This window comes from Streptomyces sp. NPDC058812 (genome assembly GCF_042744565.1).
GTDB lineage: Bacteria > Actinomycetota > Actinomycetes > Streptomycetales > Streptomycetaceae > Streptomyces > Streptomyces thinghirensis.
Window position 1 is genome coordinate 371,237 of the sequence record NZ_JBHYOB010000002.1, and the last position, 16,254, is coordinate 387,490.

Genomic DNA, 16,254 nt, shown 5'->3' on the forward strand with positions numbered 1-16,254 from the left:
CCGAAACGACGATTCCTTGTCCGTGCAACTAGTGTGCGTGCAAAGATCGGCGAACGGGGGGGGCGAAGGGCTCGCTCAGGCCGAGTCGCGCTTCACCAGCTCCGTCGGCAGGATCACCGCCGCCGGGTCGTCCCCGCCGATCTGGGCCAGCAGCACCCGGACCATCTCGGCGCTGATCCGGTCCCAGGGCTGCCGGATGGTGGTCAGCTCGGGACTGGCGGCGACCGCTGCGGGGGAGTCGTCGAAACCGCCCACCGCCACGTCCTCGGGCACCCGCCGCCCGGCCCGTTGCAGCGCCGCCAGCACCCCCTGCGCCATCAGGTCGGAGGCCACGAACACGGCGTCCACGTCCGGTGCCTGCGCCAGCAGCCGCTCCGCCGCCACCTCGCCGCTCGCCCGGCTGTAGTCGCCCGGGACGACGAGCCGCTCGTCGACGGCGACACCCGCCTCGCCGAGCACCTCCCGGTAGCCGGCCAGGCGCTCCACACCGCCCGGGGTGTCGAGCGGGCCGGTGACCACACCCACCCGCCGCCGCCCCAGTGACAGCAGATGGCGGACCATGTCCCGGGCGCCGTCCCGGTCGTCGGCGGCCACGTAACTCACCTTCGAACCCAGCCCGATCGGCTTGCCGCACGCCACCAGCGGCACACCCGCCGCGCGCAGCTCCTCGGCGACCGGGTCCCCGGAGTGGCTGGAGACCAGCAGCACGCCGTCGACGTGCCCCGCCGTGATGTACCGCGTGATGCGCCGCCGTTCGTCCTCCGTACCGGCCAGCATCAGCAGCAGCGGCACGTCGTGCGCGGCCAGCGCCTGGGTGCAACCGCGCAGCAGGACGTTGAAGTTGGGGTCCTCGAAGAACCGCTCCTGCGGCTCGGTGAGCAGGAAGCCCACCGAGTCGGACCGCCCGGTGATCAGCGACCGGGCGTGCCGGTTGACGACGTAACCGGTCTTGCGGATGGCCGCGTTGACGGACTCCTGCGCGGCCGGGCTGACGTAGTGCCCGCCGTTGAGCACCCGTGACACCGTGCCCCGCGACACTCCCGCCTCGCGCGCCACGTCGTGGATCGTGGGCGGTCGGCGCCGGCCCCCCGTGTTGCTCATGGTCATGACTTTACGGCCCCGGAGAGCAGGTCGAGGCTCCAGAACCGCTGGACGACCAGGAAGAGGGCGACGAGCGGGAGCACCGCGAGGAAGGCGCCGGTGATCACCAGTGTGTAGAGCGCGGGCGTGTTCGCGCCCTGCTCCAGCAGCGTGTAGAGACCGAGTGTGATCGGGAACTTCTCGTCGTCGCTGAGCATGATGTAGGGCAGCAGGAAATTGTTCCACACGGCCACGAACTGGAACAGGAACACCGTCACCAGTCCCGGCACCATCATCGGCAGCGCGACCCGGGTGAAGATCCGCCACTCGCTCGCCCCGTCCATCCGCCCGGCCTCCACCACGTCGGCGGGCACGGCCGCCGCGGCGTAGATGCGCGCCAGGTAGACGCCGTAGGGGGAGAGGATCTGGGGGAGCAGCACGGCCAGGTACGAGTCCGTCAGGCCCGCCTCGGCCAGCAGCAGGTACTGGGGCACGGCGAGGATCACCGGCGGCATCAGCACGCCCGCCAGCAGCACGTTGAACAGCGTCTCCCGGCCGCGGAAGCGGTAGGTCGCCAGCGCGTAGCCGCTGAACGCCGACACGACCGTGGACAGCAGGGCGCCGAGACCGGCGTAGAGGGCCGAGTTGGCCATCCACTGCCAGTAGACGCCGTCGCGGTAGGCGCTCAGGTCGCTCACGTTGTCGGCGAAGCCCGTGCCCGGCAGGAAGGTGAAGGTGGAGAACAGTTCGCTGCCCGACTTGGTGGCCGCGATGACCACCCAGGCCACCGGCAGCAGGCAGTAGACCGCGCCGAGCAGCAGTGTGAGCGTCGGGACCAGCGCGATGCGGCGGCGCCGCGGCGGGCCCTGGGCCGTGCCGGGCGTGGTGCCCGCCGCCGGCCGCGCCTTGCGTACGGCAAGGGAACTCATCGTGCTGCCTCCTGCTTGTTGCGACGGTTCGCTGCCCGCAGGAAGCCGAAGGACAGCACCAGGGTGACGAGCGCGATGATCGCCGCCTGGGCGGCAGCGGCGTGGATGTCACCCTTGCCGAAGGCGTCCTGGTACACCTTCATCAGCGGACTCCAGGTGGTGGACACGGAGTTGGTGAGCGGTTTGAGGGTGGTCGGCTCGTTGAACACCTGGAGCGTGGCGATGATCGAGAAGAAGAACGTCAGCACCAGTGACGGCGCCACCATCGGGATCTTGATCCGGAGCGCGATCTGCAGCGGGGAGGCACCGTCCAGCTTCGCCGCCTCGTACACCTCGGCCGGGATGGCCCGCAGCGAGGTGTAGATGACGATCATGTTGAAGCCGGTGCCGCCCCAGACCGCGATGTTCGACAGCGCGAGGTAGAGCGGACCGCCGTCCAGCAGGTCCGGCTGCGGCAGACCGAGCCGGTCGAGCACGAAGTAGAAGGGGCTGACGTCCGGCAGGTACAGGAAGCCCCACAGGAGTGCCGCCACCACACCTGGAATGGCGTACGGCAGGAAGATCGCGAGCCGGGTGACCGGGGTGAACCGCACCTTCTCGGAGTCGAGCATCAGGGCGAACAGCAGGGCGAGGCCCAGCATCACGGGCACCACGACGCAGCCGTAGCCCAGGACGCGCAGCGCCCCGTCCAGCAGCTCGCTGTCGGTGAGGGCGTCGGTGTAGTTCTGGAAACCCGCCCACACCTCCTCGCGCGCCCCGGCGCCCAGTCCGATCCCGGAGACCTCCACCTTGCGGAAGCTGAGGTAGACCGCGTAGCCGATGGGCAGCGCGAAGAAGAGCAGGAACAGGGCGATCGCGGGGACGAGGAAGGCGTACGGGGCGCCCTTGACCCCGTACGGCCTCCGGCGTGCCGTCGTGCTGGTCACCGGGCGACCTCGAAGCCCTGCTTCTTCAGGTCGGCGACCGTCTCCTCCTGCATGGAGCCGAGGGCGGCGGTGAAGTCCGACTTGTTCTTGGCGGCGGCGCCGAACGCGTCCTTGAAGGCCGTGTAGGCGACGTTGACGTTCGGCCCCCAGGCGGCCGGCGCCGTCGTCTTCGCGATGTCGGCGGCCCTGGTGTAGAAGTCCGGCTGGTTGGAGAAGTACTCCGGCGGGCTGGTGAAGGCGCCGCTGAGCTGGGCGGAGGTGGAGGCGGGGTAGATGCCGCCCTCCTTGGCCAGGGCGCTCAGCGCGTCGCCGTCGGTGTTCAGCCACTCGGCGAACCTGGCGGCGGCGTCCTTGTGCTCGGAGTCGGTGGTGACGCCGGTGGAGGAGCCGCCCCAGCTGCCGGTGCGGTTCTCGGCGTCGGACCACTGGGGGAGCGGGGCCATGGCCCACTTGCCCTTGGTGTCGGGCGCGGCCGTGGTCAGCGTGCCGGGCGCCCACACGGCGCTGACCCAGGCGATCTGCTTGCCGGTGTTGAGCGCCTTGTTCCAGGCCGGGGTGTACATCGGCTGGTTGTCGACGGCGCCCTCCTCGACGAGGCCGCCCCAGAAGTCGGCGACCTTCTTCGTCGCCGCGTCGTCGATGCCGACCTTCCACTTGTCGCCCTCGGTCGTCCACCACTGGGCGCCGGCCTGCTGGGCGAGGCCCGCGAAGAGGCCGGAGTCGTTGGCGGAGAAGGTGGTGAGGTCCTTGTCGGGCGCCGCCTTCTTCAGCTTGCGCGCGGTCTCGGCGAACTCGTCCCAGGTGGCCGGGACCTTCAGGCCGTACTTCTTGAACAGGTCCTCGCGGTAGTAGAACATCATCGGCCCGATGTCCTGCGGGACGGCGTAGACGGCGTCCGTGCCCAGTGTGGTCTGCTGCCACACTCCCTCGGCGAACTTGCCCTTCACGTCGCCGACCTCGCCCGATATGTCGGCGAGCGCGTCGTTGCTGACCAGGGTGGGCAGCGCCTGGTACTCGGCCTGCACCAGGTCGGGCCCCTGGCCGGCCTTGTGCGCGGTGAGGATCTTGGTGACCAGTGTGTCGCCGGACGCCTGCTTCTTCACCGTGACGGTGATCTGCTCCTTCTTGCCCGGGCCCTTGTTCCACAGGTCGACGACCTTGTCCATGCCGGGCGTCCAGGTCCAGTACGTCAGTGAGACCGGACCCGACTGGGCGTCGCCGCCGTCGTCGGACGAGCCGCAGGCGGCGAGGGTGGTGGCCCCGAGGGCGACGGCGACGGCGACGGCCGAGGTCACCAGGCGACGGCGCTTCGTGTACGGCATGGAACTCTCCCCTGACCTGGGGTCTCCGCCTGCTGCGAAGACCTGCCATGCTTCTGTGAGCGTTCACAGTAGAGAAACATCCCGGACACTTGTCAATGGTTGTTGCTGTGCGGTTATGTTGGGCTCGCACCGCCGTTGGTGTGTGTGTACGTTCCCAATTGATCGATTACATCGGGAGACATCCATGCCGGAGACCACCCCCAGGGGCCTGGCCGGGCTCGCCTTCGGCGGGGACTACAACCCCGAGCAGTGGCCGGAGGAGACCTGGCAGGAGGACGTCCGGCTGATGCGCGAGGCCGGCGTCACGATGGTGAGCGCCGGGATCTTCTCCTGGGCGCTGCTGGAGCCCGCCCCCGGCACCTACGACTTCGGCTGGCTGGACCGCCTCCTCGATCTGCTGCACGACAACGCCATCCGCGTCGACCTCGGCACGCCCACCGTCGCCCCGCCCGCCTGGTTCTACCGGGCCCACCCCGAGGCGCTGCCGGTGACGGCCGAGGGGGTGCGGTTCGAGTTCGGCTCCCGGGGCGCCATCTGCCACAGCAACGCCGACTACCGCGCCGCCGCCGCGAACATCACCACCAGGCTCGCCGAGCGATACGGCAGCCACCCGGCGCTCGCGCTCTGGCACGTCCACAACGAGTACGGCGTCCCCGTCTCCGCCTGCTACTGCGACTCCTGCGCCGCGCACTTCCGCCGCTGGCTCGCGACCACCTACGGCACCGTCGACGCCGTCAACGAGGCCTGGGGCACCGCCTTCTGGGGCCAGCGCTACGCGGACCTCGACCAGATCAACCCGCCGCGCACGACCCCGACGGTGGGCAACCCGGCCCAGGCCCTGGACTACAAGCGCTTCGCCGACGCCATCATGCGCGAGAACTTCACGGCGGAGCGGGACATCCTGCACCGCCTGTCACCCGGCGTCCCCGTCACCACCAACTTCATGACCGCGCTCAGCCAGTGCGACTCCATCGACTACTGGGCCTGGGGCCGCGAGGTCGACCTCGTCACCAACGACCACTACCTGATCACCGACGGCCGCCGCACCCACGTCAACCTCGCCATGGCCGCCGACCTTACCCGCTCCGTCGCGGGCGGCGCCCCCTGGCTGCTGCTCGAACACTCCACCTCGGGCGTCAACTGGCAGCCACGCAACCCCGCCAAGGCCCCCGGCCAGATGGCCCGCAACTCCCTCGCCCACGTGGCCCGCGGCTCCGAGGGCGCCATGTTCTTCCAGTGGCGGCAGTCGAGGCGCGGCGCGGAGAAGTTCCACTCGGCGATGCTGCCGCACGGCGGAACCGAGACGCGCGTATGGCGCGAGGTGGCCGGACTCGGCGCCTCGATCGACACACTGAACCCCGTCCGCGGCACCCGCACCGAAGCCGACGCGGCCATGGTCTGGGACTGGCAGTCCTGGTGGGCCCAGAACCTCCAGTGGCGCCCCAGCGAGGACCACGATCCCCGCGAACGCGCCGACGCCTTCTACGAAGCCCTCTACGACCGCCACCTGACCGTCGACTTCGCCCACCCGGAAGCGGACTTGTCGGCCTACCCACTCGTCGTCGTCCCCGCGCTGTACCTCGCGACCAAGGCGGCCGGGAAAAACCTCCGCGAGTACGTCGAGAACGGCGGCACCCTCGTCGTCTCGTACTTCTCCGGCATCGTCGACGAGCACGACGCCGTCCACGAGGGCGCCTACCCGGGCGCGCTCAGGGACGTGCTGGGCCTCACCGTCGAGGAGTTCTCGCCCCTGCTCGCGGGCGAGCGGGTCGGACTCACCGGCCCGGACGGCTCCGAGCAGGCCGGCGACGTGTGGACGGAGTTCGTCGTGCCGCGGGGCGCCGAGCCGGTGTGGACGTACGCCGACGGACTGACCGCGGGCCACCCGGCCGTCACCCGCCACCGCCTCGGCGAGGGCACCGCCTGGTACGTCTCCACCCGCCTCGGCGCCGAAGGCCTGGACGCCGTCCTCGGCCGGGCGGCACAGGACGCGCGCATCAGCCCCCGTGCCGACCTGCCCCGCGACGTCGAAGTGGTGCGCCGCACCGGCGAGTCGGGCACCTACCTGTTCGCGATCAACCACACCGCCTCGGACGCCAAGGTGCCGCTGGACGCGCACGGCACCGAACTGCTCACCGGGGAGCGCGCCGCGGGCCGCCTCGCGGTCCCGGCCGGCGCCGTGCGGGTCGTACGGCTCGACGGCTAGCCCTCGTTATCGCTGGTTTCCGCCCCATCCCCAAGTCGAAGGGACCACGGACGACGATGTTCCATCCCAGACGCACCCTCAAGGCGCTGCTGCCGCCCCTCGTGGCTGCCGGCCTCACCCTCACCGCCCTGCCGGCCCACACCGCCCAGGCGGCGAGCACCCTCACCAACGGCGGCTTCGAGACCGACGCCGGCGGAGCGGCCACGCCCGCGGGCTGGTCCGAGTACGGCTCGACCGGCGCCTCGTACACCGAGGCCGGAGGCCACGGCGGCAGCAACCGGCTGAGCCACTGGTCTTCGTCCGCGTACAAGGTCGAGACGTACCAGTACCTCTCCGGCCTCACCAACGGCAGCTATCGGCTGACCGCCTGGGTGCGCTCGGGAGGTGGCCAGAACGCCGCCTGGATAGCCCTCAAGAACTGCGGCGGTGCCGAGCAGCGCACCGATCTCCCGGTGTCCGCCGCTGGGTGGATCCGGATCGTCGTGCCGGTCAATGTGACTGCCAACCAGTGCACCATCAGCATCAACAGTGACGCGAACGCCGGCAACTGGATCAATGTCGACGACCTGACCTTCACGCCGGGAACCTCCCGCGGACTGCCGGTCAAGGGGGCCGACGTCTCGTCCCTCGCCAAGAGCGAGGCCGAGGGTGGGGCCTACCGGACGAGTTCGGGATCGGCGGGCGACGCGCTCGGCATCCTGGAGTCCGCCGGCATGAACTACGCCCGCCTGAAGGTCTGGGTGAACCCGGCCGACGGCTACAACGACAAGGCGCGCGTGCTGGCGACCGCCAAGCGCGTCAAGGACTGGGGCATGAAGCTGCTGATCGACTTCCACTACTCGGACACCTGGGCCGACCCGGGCGCCCAGAGCAAGCCCGCCGCCTGGGCCGGCCACTCGTACGGCCGGCTGAAGACGGACGTGTACGACCACACCTACGACGTACTCGATGCGCTCAAGGCGCAGGGCACCGGCGCCGACATGGTGCAGGTCGGCAACGAGATCAACGGCGGCATGCTGTGGAACGAGGGCTCCACGGACAACTGGACGCAGCTCGCCGGGTTGATCAACAGTGGATACGACGCGGTCAAGAAGGTCGACGCGGCCACCCCCGTCGCGCTGCACCTGGCCAAGGGCGGCGACCTGACGGGCACCCGCTGGTGGTTCGACAACGCCGTCGCGCACGGCGTCCGGTTCGACGCCATCGGCCTGTCCTACTACGGCTACTGGCACGGCCCGCTGTCCGACTTCCAGACCACCCTGGACGACGCGGCCGCCCGCTACGGCAAGCCGGTCTTCGTCGCCGAGACGGCCTACCCGTTCCGGCTGGACAGCGAGGACGCGCACGAGAACATCATCGACGTCACCGGCGAGCTGGTCCCCGGCTACCCGGCGACCCCGGCCGGGCAGACGGCGTGGATGAACACGGTGGCGGACATCGTGGAGGCCGTCCCGAACGGCCGCGGCCTCGGCGTCTTCTACTGGGAGGCGACCTGGACCGCCGTCGACGGCAACGGCTGGGACCCCACCGACCCGTCCTCCGGCAACGGCTGGGAGAACCAGGCCCTGTTCGGCTACGACGACAGGGCGCTGCCGGCCATGGCGTGGTTCCGTCACCGCTGACACCTCCTGTGCCGGACGGGACGGCCCGGTACCGGACAAGGCGCCGGAGTCCCGGACAGCGGGGCCCCGGCTGCGGGACAGTGGAAGGACACGGTACGGGCGGGCCCGGACGGAGGGAGGACGAGATGCTGAGGACCCCCGTGCACGGCACGCGTCTCGACATCCTGGAGTGGCTCAAGGACCCGGCCGCCCACTTCCCGCCGCAGCACCACGCGGACGTCGTCGCGTACGGCGTCCGCGTGGAGCTCGTCGCCGCGAAGCTCGGCGTGCCCCGCCGGGCGGCCGGAACCCACCTCGAACTGCTCGCGAGAACCGGACTGCTCCGCACCAGCAGAATCCGCCGCCGGACGTACTACCGGCGCGACGAGGTGCGGATCGCCGAGGTGGCGCGGATGTTCGAGAAGGGCTGGTAGACCGCGAGGCGGCCGCTGGAAGTGACCCTGGGGCCGTGCCGGCGCTAAGCTGACTGTCAGCCGCGGCCCTGGTGCGCGCGGCGCGGCGGTGGGGCCCGCCGTACCCGAACCGCGGCACGGCCGCCGCCAACGGTCCCTACTTGCGAACGGGGGCACCCCCCTGCCCGGCGAGTAGGAGACGTACGACCATGACAGCCCCGAACACCGAGAACGCCGCCGTCCGACCCGCCCGGCGCGGCAAGGCACCGGTCGTCGTGGCGGTCTCCCTCGGCGGCGGCACGGGCGCCGCCGCCCGCTACGCGGCCTCCCTGTGGTGCCCGGCGCAGACCGCCGGCTTCCCCTGGACGACCTTCTGGGTCAATGTCGCAGGCTGTGCCGTGATCGGCGTGTTCATGGTGGTCATCACCGAGGTGCGGGCGGCCCATCGCCTGGTCCGGCCCTTCTTCGGCACCGGGGTGCTCGGCGGCTTCACCACTTTCTCGACCTATGCCGTCGACGGCCGGAACCTGTTCGCCGCCGACCAGGTCCGCACAGGCCTGGCCTACGTCGCCGCGACGCCCCTCGCGGCACTCACGGCGGTGTGGCTCGCCGCATGGGCGGCCCGCCGCGTCCTGGAACGGAGGCAGTCATGACGAGGCTGACCGGCAGAGCCCTGCGTGTCACCGTCTTCGTCGGCGAGAACGACACCTGGCACCATCGCCCCCTGTACTCGGAGATCGTCCACCGGGCCCACGCGGCGGGCCTCGCGGGCGCCAGTGTCTTCCGCGGCGTCGAGGGTTTCGGCGCCTCCTCCCTGATCCACACCACCCGACTGCTGTCCTTGAGCGAAGACCTGCCGGTGGCCGTCGTCATCGTCGACACGGAGGAGCGCGTACGGGACTTCCTGCCGCTGCTCGACGAACTCGTCACCGAGGGCCTGGTCATCCTCGACGACTGCGAGGTCATCAGGTACGTCGCCCGGGAGGAAACACCCACCGGAACCGGCGAACCGGACGCGAAGGGTAAGAAGTCGCCGTGAACTGGCTGCTGGTCGTCGCGGGCGGCATGGTCGGTGCCCCGCTCCGCTACCTCACCGACCGCGCGGTGCAGTCCCGGCACGGTTCGGTCTTCCCCTGGGGCACCTTCACGGTGAACGTCGTCGGCTGTCTGGTGCTGGGCCTGCTGAGCGGCGCGGCACTCGCCGGAGCCGCGGGCTCCGACCTGCGGCTCCTGCTCGGGACCGGGCTGTGCGGTGCCCTCACGACGTACTCGACCTTCTCCTACGAGACGCTCCGGCTGACCGAGACGGGCGCACGCCTGCTGCCGGCCTTGAACGTGGCGGTGAGTGTGGCGGCCGGCGTGGGGGCGGCGTTCGCCGGGGTGACACTGGCCGACGCGCTCTGGGCCTGACGCGAGACACCGCCCCGCGTGTAGTAGGACGGGACCGGCCGCAGGAGAGCCGGCCGCAGGAGGACCGCCCCCGCCACGACTGTCGCCCTCGCGTCCGCAGTCCCGAGCAGAACGGGATCCCATGAGTGTCATCAGCATCGGCCAGGCCGTCGTCCTCGGAGCCGTCGAGGGGGTCACCGAGTTCCTTCCGGTCTCCTCCACCGGTCACCTCAAGATCGTCGAGGGGCTGATGGGCATTCCCGTCGACGACGACGCGGTCATCGGGTTCTCGGCGGTCATCCAGGTCGGTGCGATCGCCGCCGTGCTGGTCTACTTCTTCAAGGACATCGTGCGGATCCTCTCCGCCTGGGTGCGCGGGCTGACCGACCGGGAGGAGCGCTACCACCACGACTACAAGTTCGCCTGGTGGGTCATCCTCGCGACGATCCCGATCGTGCTCGTCGGCCTGGCCGCCAAGCCCCTGATCAAGGGACCGCTCGCCTCGCTGTGGGTGGTCGCCGGCTCGCTGATCGTCGGCAGCGGCGTGATGTGGGTGGCGGACCGCACGGGGCGGCACAAGCGAGGTGAGGACGACACCTCGTTCAAGGACGCGATGCTGGTCGGCGGCTCCCAGATCCTCGCCCTGCTCTTCCCGGGCTTCTCCCGCTCCGGTGCCACCATGTCCACCGCCCTGATGCTCGACCTCGACCGGGTGGCCGCCACGCGGCTCTCCTTCTTCCTCGGCATCCCGGCCCTGACCGGCGCCGGTCTGTACGAGCTGAAGGACGCCCTGGGCACAGGGGCGGGTGCCGCCCCGCTGGCGGTCGGCACCCTCGTCTCCTTCGTGGTGGCCTACGCCTCGATCGCCTGGCTGCTGAAGTTCGTCGCCAAGCACTCCTTCAACGCCTTCGTCGTCTACCGGATCGCGGTCGGCGTCCTGCTCTTCGGGCTGCTCGGCGCGGGCGTCCTGCACGGCTGACCGCGCAGCCGGACCTAGGGGGTGTCGCGCAGCGGTTCGCCGACGCTCCTGAGATGCCGCAGCGCCTCGCGGTGCGAGGCGAGCAGGCCCGTCTGGTAGTACGGGACGCCCAGTTCGGCGCAGTACCGCTCGGTGATGACCTGGGCCCTGCCGAGGGCGGGCGTCGGCATGCTGGGGAAGAGGTGGTGCTCGATCTGGTAGTTGAGGCCGCCCATGAAGGCGTCGACGAGCACGCCGCCCCGCACATTGCGGGAGGTGAGGACCTGGCGGCGCAGGAAGTCGAGCCGCATGCCCTCCTCGATCATCGGCATGCCCTTGTGGTTGGGAGCGAAGACCGACCCGAGGTAGACCCCGAACAGCCCCTGGTGCACGGCGATGAACGCGAGCGCCTTGCCGGGGGAGAGGACCGTGAACAGACCGCCGAAGTACAGGGCGAAATGGGCGACGAGGAGCGTGCCCTCCAGAACCGGCCGCTTCATGGACGGGCTGCGCAGGGCCTTGAAGCTGCTGAAACTCAGATTGAGACCTTCCAGCGTCAGCAGCGGGAAGAACAGGGCGGACTGGTGTTTGCCGACGAAGCGGGGAAGCCCCTTGGCCCTGCTCGCCTGGCGCCGCGACCACACCAGGATGTCGGGGGAGACGTCCGGGTCCTTCTCCTCGTGGTTGGGATTCGCGTGGTGGCGCGTGTGCTTGTTCATCCACCAGCCGTAGCTCATGCCCAGCAGCAGGTTCGCCACCAGGAGACCGCCGATCTCGCTGGGGCGCCGGCGCGAGAAGACCTGCCGGTGGGCGAGGTCGTGGGCGGCCAGCCCGAGCTGGCCGAAGACGACGGCCAGCGCCACCGCGACGAACAGCTGGCTCCAGCTGTTCCCCAGGGTGACGAAGGCGGCGACACCGCCCGCGAGCGCGAGGGCGACGGCACCGAAACGCACCGTGTAGTAGAGCGGGCGGCGCCGGAGCAACCCCGCGTCGGCTATGCGCCGTGAGAGTTCGGAAAAGTCGCTTCCCTTTTCGCGTCCCTTTTCCTGTTCGCGCGTGGGCAGGCTCTCGATGAGCACCGTTGAGTTGGCCATGTACCTCAGTATGCGGGCGGTTCCACGGCCGCAGAATGACGTCTGCCACCCGAAGCGGGGTGTGGCTAGCACCACCCCCGGCCCTGTGGTCCTCCCTTGACAGCCCTCCCGCCCGACCCGCAGGATCACCCCGTGAACCTGTCAGACAGGCAGACAGCCGCCCCGGTCCCGCGGCGCGTCAGCGCCATGGAAGCGGTGCTCGGCCACCTCCGCGGCGCGATCGAGCGCGGTGAGTACGCGATCGGCGACAAGCTCCCCTCCGAGGCGGAGCTGTGCCGCACCCTGGAGATCTCCCGGCCGGTACTCCGCGAGGCCCTGCGTGCCCTGCAGACCATGGGGCTGACCGTCTCCAGGACCGGCAAGGGCACCTTCGTCGTCGCCAGTGCCGTCGAGGACCCCACCTTCGGCGACTACACGGCCGGCGACCTGCTGGAGGTGCGCCGCCACGTCGAGATCCCGGTGGCCGGCTACGCGGCCCGCCGCCGCACCCCGGACAACCTCGACCGCCTCGCCCACCTCCTGGACCGCATGGAGCGGGAGACGGACACCACCGCGTGGGTGGCGATGGACACCCTTTTCCACCTCACCGTGGCCGAGGCCGCCCAGAACCCGGTCTTCCGCCGGGTCATCGAGGAGATCCGCGACGCACTGGCCCGCCAGTCCGCATTCCTCAACGAACTGGGCGGCCGGCGCGAACAGTCCAACCGGGAGCACCGGGCCATCGACGAGGCACTGCTCGACGGCAGCGATCACGACGCGGAAGAGGCCATGGCCCACCATCTCGACCGCGTCGAGACCACCCTCACCGACATCGTGCGCCCCACCCGCACGGACACCCCCACGGAAGGCGCCCCCGAGACGTGAGCGAGCACCGACCGCCGCGGGCGACCGCGTCGGCCCTTGACCCCCAGGCAGTGATGTACGGCAATTCCCCCGCGGATCCTCCCCCCATCCGTGAACCCCTCCACGCACCCGTCGCGCACCTGGTACGCGGCGGCGTCGTCGAGGGCGTCCACCACGGCTCCGTCGTCGTCCTCGGCCCGGACGGAGAGATACGCCTCCAGCTCGGGGACATCGAGGCCGCCTGCTACCCGCGCTCCGCGCTCAAGCCGGTCCAGGCCGTCGCCATGGTCCGCGCCGGCCTGCCGCTGGACGGCGAACTGCTCTCGCTCGCCGCCGCCAGCCACTCCGGCGAGGAACGCCACCTCGCCGGCGCCCGGCGCGTCCTCGAACTCGCCGGACTCACCGAGAGCGACCTGCGCAACGTGCCCGACCTGCCCTTCGACCCGGTCGTCCGGGACTCCTGGGTCAGGGAGGGCCGCCTCCCGTCCCGGCTCGCCCAGAACTGCTCCGGCAAGCACGCCGCCATGCTGTACACCTGCGTGCTCAACGGCTGGTCGCTGGACGACTACCTCGACCCCGGCCACCCGCTCCAGCAGGCGATCGCCGAGGTCGTCGAGGACCTCACCGGGCAGCGAGTCGCCCGGGTGACCGTCGACGGCTGCGGCGCGCCCCTGTTCGCGATCTCCCTGCACGGTCTCGCCCGCGCCGCCGCCCGCGTCACCACCGCCGTCCCCGGCACCCCGGAGGCCCGCGTGGCGGACGCGATGCGCGAGCACGCCGAGATGGCCTCCGGGTCCGGCCGGGACGTCGCCGCGTTGATGCGGGCCGTGCCCGGGCTGCTCGCCAAGGACGGCTTCGAGGGAGTCCAGGTCGCCGCCCGGCCCGACGGCAGTGCGATCGCCGTGAAGATAGCCGACGGCGCCGACCGGGCCCGCGTCCCGGTCGCCGCGGCGGCGCTCGCGCGGGCCGGTGTCGCCCCGCGGCTGCTCACGGAGTTCGCGGGTGAACCGCTGCTCGGAGGCGGGGAACCGGTGGGACGCCTACGTCCGGTACCCGCGCTGGACGCCGTTCCGCTCGCCTCGCGCGGGTAGTGCGCCGCTCGGGCAGGACTTCTCGGCGTACGCCGTCATGCTCGACGAGGCCGAACTCGTCCTGAAGAAGGGCCTGCTGTCCGCCGAGCGGCTCACCGCCCCGCCGCAGCCGGGGATCCTGGCGGGCAGCCGCACCGTTCCCGCCCGACCGCGCGCCGGGAGCGGCCCGGAGGAAGAATGGCGAGCATGAGTACGCGGACGACCTTCCAGCCGGTCCTCGAGCGCATCGCCGAGGAGATCGAGCGGACCCCCGGCAGCGGCCGGCCCGCCGACTACATCCCGGCGCTCGCCGCCTGCGACCCGCGCCGCTTCGGCATGGCCGTCGCCGAGCCGGACGGCACGGTGTACGGGGTGGGGGACTGGCGGGAGCCGTTCTCCGCGCAGTCCATCACCAAGGTCTTCACCCTCGCCCTCGACCTGTCCCGCGAGGGCGACGCGCTCTGGGAACACGTGGGCCGCGAACCGTCCGGCAACCCGTTCAACTCCCTGGTGCAGCTGGAGTACGAGAACGGAATCCCGCGCAACCCCTTCATCAACGCGGGCGCCCTCGTCGTCACCGACCGCCTGCACACCCGTACCGGGGACGCGGCGGGCGAACTGCTCGCCTTCCTGCGCGCGGAGAGCGGCAACCCGGACCTGACCTACGACGAGGAGGTCGCCGCCTCCGAGACCGCGCACGGAGACAGGAACGCCGCCCTCGGCCACTTCATGGCGTCGTACGGCAACATCGACAACCCCGTGCCCGTCCTGCTGGAGCAGTACTTCCGCCAGTGTTCCGTCGCCGCCTCCTGCGCCGACCTCGCCCTGGCGACGGGGTTCCTGGCCCGCCACGGCATCCGCGCGGACGGCACCCGGCTGCTGAGCCGCAGCCAGGCCAAGCAGGTCAACGCGGTGATGCTGACCTGCGGGACGTACGACGCGGCCGGTGAGTTCGCCTACCGGGTGGGCCTGCCCGGCAAGAGCGGGGTCGGTGGCGGGATCATCGCGGTGGTGCCGGGCCACTGCACACTGTGCGTGTGGAGCCCCGGCCTGGACGAACGGGGCAACTCGGTGGCCGGTGTGGCGGCGCTGGACCGCTTCACGACACTCACGGGCCTGTCGGTCTTCTGACCGGATGGCCCGGACACCATCAACTTTCGTCGGCCCGCACGAGCTTGAGCCGCAGCGCCAGTGCCATGACTCCCGCGCCCAGTCCGGCGACGCCCACGATCGCACCGGTCTCCGGCCAGCCCGGGGCGTCCCGCGACGGCCGCGCCGCCGCGACCGCCGCGGGCACGGCCTGCGGACCCGGCAGCGGCCGGGCGCCCCCGGATTCCAGCGATCCCACCGGGTCGACGTGCCCGGCGGCCTCGAAGCCCCAGTCGAGCAGCGAGCGGGCCTCCTCGTACACGGCGTGGCCGCCGCCCTCCTGCGGGTTCATCACCGTCACCACCAGGGTCCGCCCGTCGCGGCGGGCGGCCGCGATCAGTGTGTTGCCGGCGTTGCTGGTGTAGCCGTTCTTGATGCCGATCAGCCCCGGGTACGGCTCCACGCCGTCCGCCCCGGTGAGCAGCCGGTTGGTGTTGATGATCCCGTACGAGTCCCCGTTCCGGCCGGGGAACATCGCGTCGACCTTGGCGCAGTACCGCGCGAAGTCCGGGTTGCGCAGCCCCGCCCGGCCGAAGACCGCCAGGTCGTACGCCGACGACACCTGGCCCGGCGCGTCGTAGCCGTCGGGTGAGCGCACGTGGGTGTCGCGGGCGCCGAGGGCCCGGGCCTCGGCCTGCATCCGGGCGGCCGTGGCGCGCCACCCGCCGGTGAGCGAGGCGAGGACGTGGACGGCGTCGTTGCCGGAGTTGAGGAAGACGCCGTTCCACAGGTCGGAGACCCGGTATGTGTGGCCCTCGACGACACCGACCAGGCTGCTGCCGGGCCCGATGCCGGTCAGCTCGTCCGCGCTCACCTCGTGGCGGATCCCGCCCGGCAGGACCGGCAGCATCGTGAGAGCGAACAGGGTCTTGAGGGTGCTGGCCGGCGGCAGCTTGCGATGCGCGTCGTGCGCCGCCAGCACGTCGCCGGTGCCGGCGTCGGCGACCACCCAGGACAGCGCGGAGACATCGGGCACCCCGGGTGCGCCGGGGCGGGGCCGGACCTGTGTCCCGGAGCGGTACAGCAGCGACGCCTGCGCCGCCGCCGCGCGTGGTCCGCCGGGCGGGCCCGGGTCCGGCAGCACCGCACGGGCGGCCGCGGCGGCGGGCATGAGCGTCAGCAGCCCTGCCACGCAGAGCACGCAGGTGGATCGAGCCGCCCGGGATGAGAATCCGATAGTCATACCGCAAACGTAGGAACGGGCCCCCGGACCGCCACGCTGCCCGGGCCGAGTCGCGCCCGCAAGCACCCGGATGCCGTAGGGAGCGAGCCGG

Annotated in this window: 17 protein-coding genes; 11 read left to right on the plus strand and 6 right to left on the minus strand. The window is 71.2% G+C overall.

Translation table 11 applies throughout. The features are described 5' to 3' along the window. Window positions 1–75: 75 nt before the first annotated feature. The 4 genes from ACFW48_RS05725 to ACFW48_RS05740 are packed head-to-tail and all read right to left on the minus strand — an operon-like array spanning window position 76 to window position 4,257. Window positions 76–1,107, minus strand: a complete 1,032-nt coding sequence (locus ACFW48_RS05725) for a LacI family DNA-binding transcriptional regulator (protein WP_386310767.1) — start codon at window positions 1,105–1,107, stop codon at window positions 76–78. Next, window positions 1,104–2,009 (minus strand): carbohydrate ABC transporter permease, encoded by a 906-nt coding sequence (locus ACFW48_RS05730; RefSeq protein WP_386310769.1) that lies wholly within the window; start codon window positions 2,007–2,009, stop codon window positions 1,104–1,106. Before ACFW48_RS05730 ends, ACFW48_RS05725 begins: the two co-directional genes overlap by 4 nt. Further along, on the minus strand, window positions 2,006–2,935 hold the full coding sequence (locus ACFW48_RS05735) for a carbohydrate ABC transporter permease (RefSeq protein ID WP_386310770.1): 930 nt from the start codon (window positions 2,933–2,935) through the stop codon (window positions 2,006–2,008). Before ACFW48_RS05735 ends, ACFW48_RS05730 begins: the two co-directional genes overlap by 4 nt. Next, the gene (locus ACFW48_RS05740) at window positions 2,932–4,257 is read right to left on the minus strand and encodes an ABC transporter substrate-binding protein (protein ID WP_386310772.1); all 1,326 of its coding nucleotides are present in this window, start codon (window positions 4,255–4,257) and stop codon (window positions 2,932–2,934) included. Before ACFW48_RS05740 ends, ACFW48_RS05735 begins: the two co-directional genes overlap by 4 nt. A gap of 184 nt (window positions 4,258–4,441) precedes the next feature. Between ACFW48_RS05740 and ACFW48_RS05745 the strand changes: the two genes are divergently transcribed. From ACFW48_RS05745 to ACFW48_RS05775, 7 genes are all read left to right on the plus strand, one after another. Beyond that, window positions 4,442–6,463 (plus strand): beta-galactosidase, encoded by a 2,022-nt coding sequence (locus ACFW48_RS05745; protein ID WP_386310773.1) that lies wholly within the window; start codon window positions 4,442–4,444, stop codon window positions 6,461–6,463. A gap of 56 nt (window positions 6,464–6,519) precedes the next feature. Further along, a complete protein-coding gene (locus ACFW48_RS05750) occupies window positions 6,520–8,085 on the plus strand; it encodes an arabinogalactan endo-beta-1,4-galactanase (protein ID WP_386310775.1) in 1,566 nt (521 codons plus the stop codon). A gap of 125 nt (window positions 8,086–8,210) precedes the next feature. Next, on the plus strand, window positions 8,211–8,498 hold the full coding sequence (locus ACFW48_RS05755; RefSeq protein ID WP_386310777.1) for an ArsR family transcriptional regulator: 288 nt from the start codon (window positions 8,211–8,213) through the stop codon (window positions 8,496–8,498). A gap of 188 nt (window positions 8,499–8,686) precedes the next feature. Continuing rightward, window positions 8,687–9,130: a fluoride efflux transporter CrcB gene (gene crcB / locus ACFW48_RS05760; protein ID WP_386310778.1), complete on the plus strand. Its 444-nt coding sequence runs from the start codon at window positions 8,687–8,689 to the stop codon at window positions 9,128–9,130. Further along, entirely contained in the window at window positions 9,127–9,516 is a 390-nt protein-coding gene (locus tag ACFW48_RS05765; protein ID WP_386310780.1) for a DUF190 domain-containing protein, read from the plus strand. Before crcB (ACFW48_RS05760) ends, ACFW48_RS05765 begins: the two co-directional genes overlap by 4 nt. Beyond that, window positions 9,513–9,887, plus strand: a complete 375-nt coding sequence (gene crcB, locus ACFW48_RS05770; protein WP_386310782.1) for a fluoride efflux transporter CrcB — start codon at window positions 9,513–9,515, stop codon at window positions 9,885–9,887. Before ACFW48_RS05765 ends, crcB (ACFW48_RS05770) begins: the two co-directional genes overlap by 4 nt. Window positions 9,888–10,008: 121 nt before the next feature. Beyond that, the gene (locus ACFW48_RS05775; protein WP_386310783.1) at window positions 10,009–10,845 is read left to right on the plus strand and encodes an undecaprenyl-diphosphate phosphatase; all 837 of its coding nucleotides are present in this window, start codon (window positions 10,009–10,011) and stop codon (window positions 10,843–10,845) included. Window positions 10,846–10,859: 14 nt separating this feature from the next. On the opposite strand, the gene ACFW48_RS05780 is transcribed toward ACFW48_RS05775, so the two are convergent. Continuing rightward, on the minus strand, window positions 10,860–11,918 hold the full coding sequence (locus tag ACFW48_RS05780) for a fatty acid desaturase family protein (protein WP_386310785.1): 1,059 nt from the start codon (window positions 11,916–11,918) through the stop codon (window positions 10,860–10,862). 186 nt (window positions 11,919–12,104) lie between these two features. On the opposite strand from ACFW48_RS05780, the gene ACFW48_RS05785 reads away from it, so the two are divergent. The 4 genes from ACFW48_RS05785 to ACFW48_RS05800 are packed head-to-tail and all read left to right on the plus strand — an operon-like array spanning window position 12,105 to window position 14,962. Further along, complete coding sequence (locus ACFW48_RS05785; RefSeq protein ID WP_386311118.1) at window positions 12,105–12,782, plus strand: FadR/GntR family transcriptional regulator; 678 nt, start codon at window positions 12,105–12,107, stop codon at window positions 12,780–12,782. Between the two features lie 53 nt (window positions 12,783–12,835). Next, window positions 12,836–13,852: an asparaginase gene (locus ACFW48_RS05790; protein ID WP_386311120.1), complete on the plus strand. Its 1,017-nt coding sequence runs from the start codon at window positions 12,836–12,838 to the stop codon at window positions 13,850–13,852. Between the two features lie 37 nt (window positions 13,853–13,889). After that, the gene (locus ACFW48_RS05795) at window positions 13,890–14,042 is read left to right on the plus strand and encodes a hypothetical protein (RefSeq protein WP_386310787.1); all 153 of its coding nucleotides are present in this window, start codon (window positions 13,890–13,892) and stop codon (window positions 14,040–14,042) included. Further along, the gene (locus ACFW48_RS05800; protein ID WP_383554045.1) at window positions 14,039–14,962 is read left to right on the plus strand and encodes a glutaminase; all 924 of its coding nucleotides are present in this window, start codon (window positions 14,039–14,041) and stop codon (window positions 14,960–14,962) included. The genes ACFW48_RS05795 and ACFW48_RS05800 overlap by 4 nt, the downstream gene beginning before the upstream one ends. 19 nt (window positions 14,963–14,981) lie before the next feature. Here ACFW48_RS05800 and ACFW48_RS05805 read toward each other — a convergent pair whose 3' ends face one another. Then, window positions 14,982–16,163, minus strand: coding sequence for a D-alanyl-D-alanine carboxypeptidase family protein (locus ACFW48_RS05805; RefSeq protein WP_386310789.1), 1,182 nt, complete (start codon window positions 16,161–16,163; stop codon window positions 14,982–14,984). Window positions 16,164–16,254: the final 91 nt, after the last annotated feature.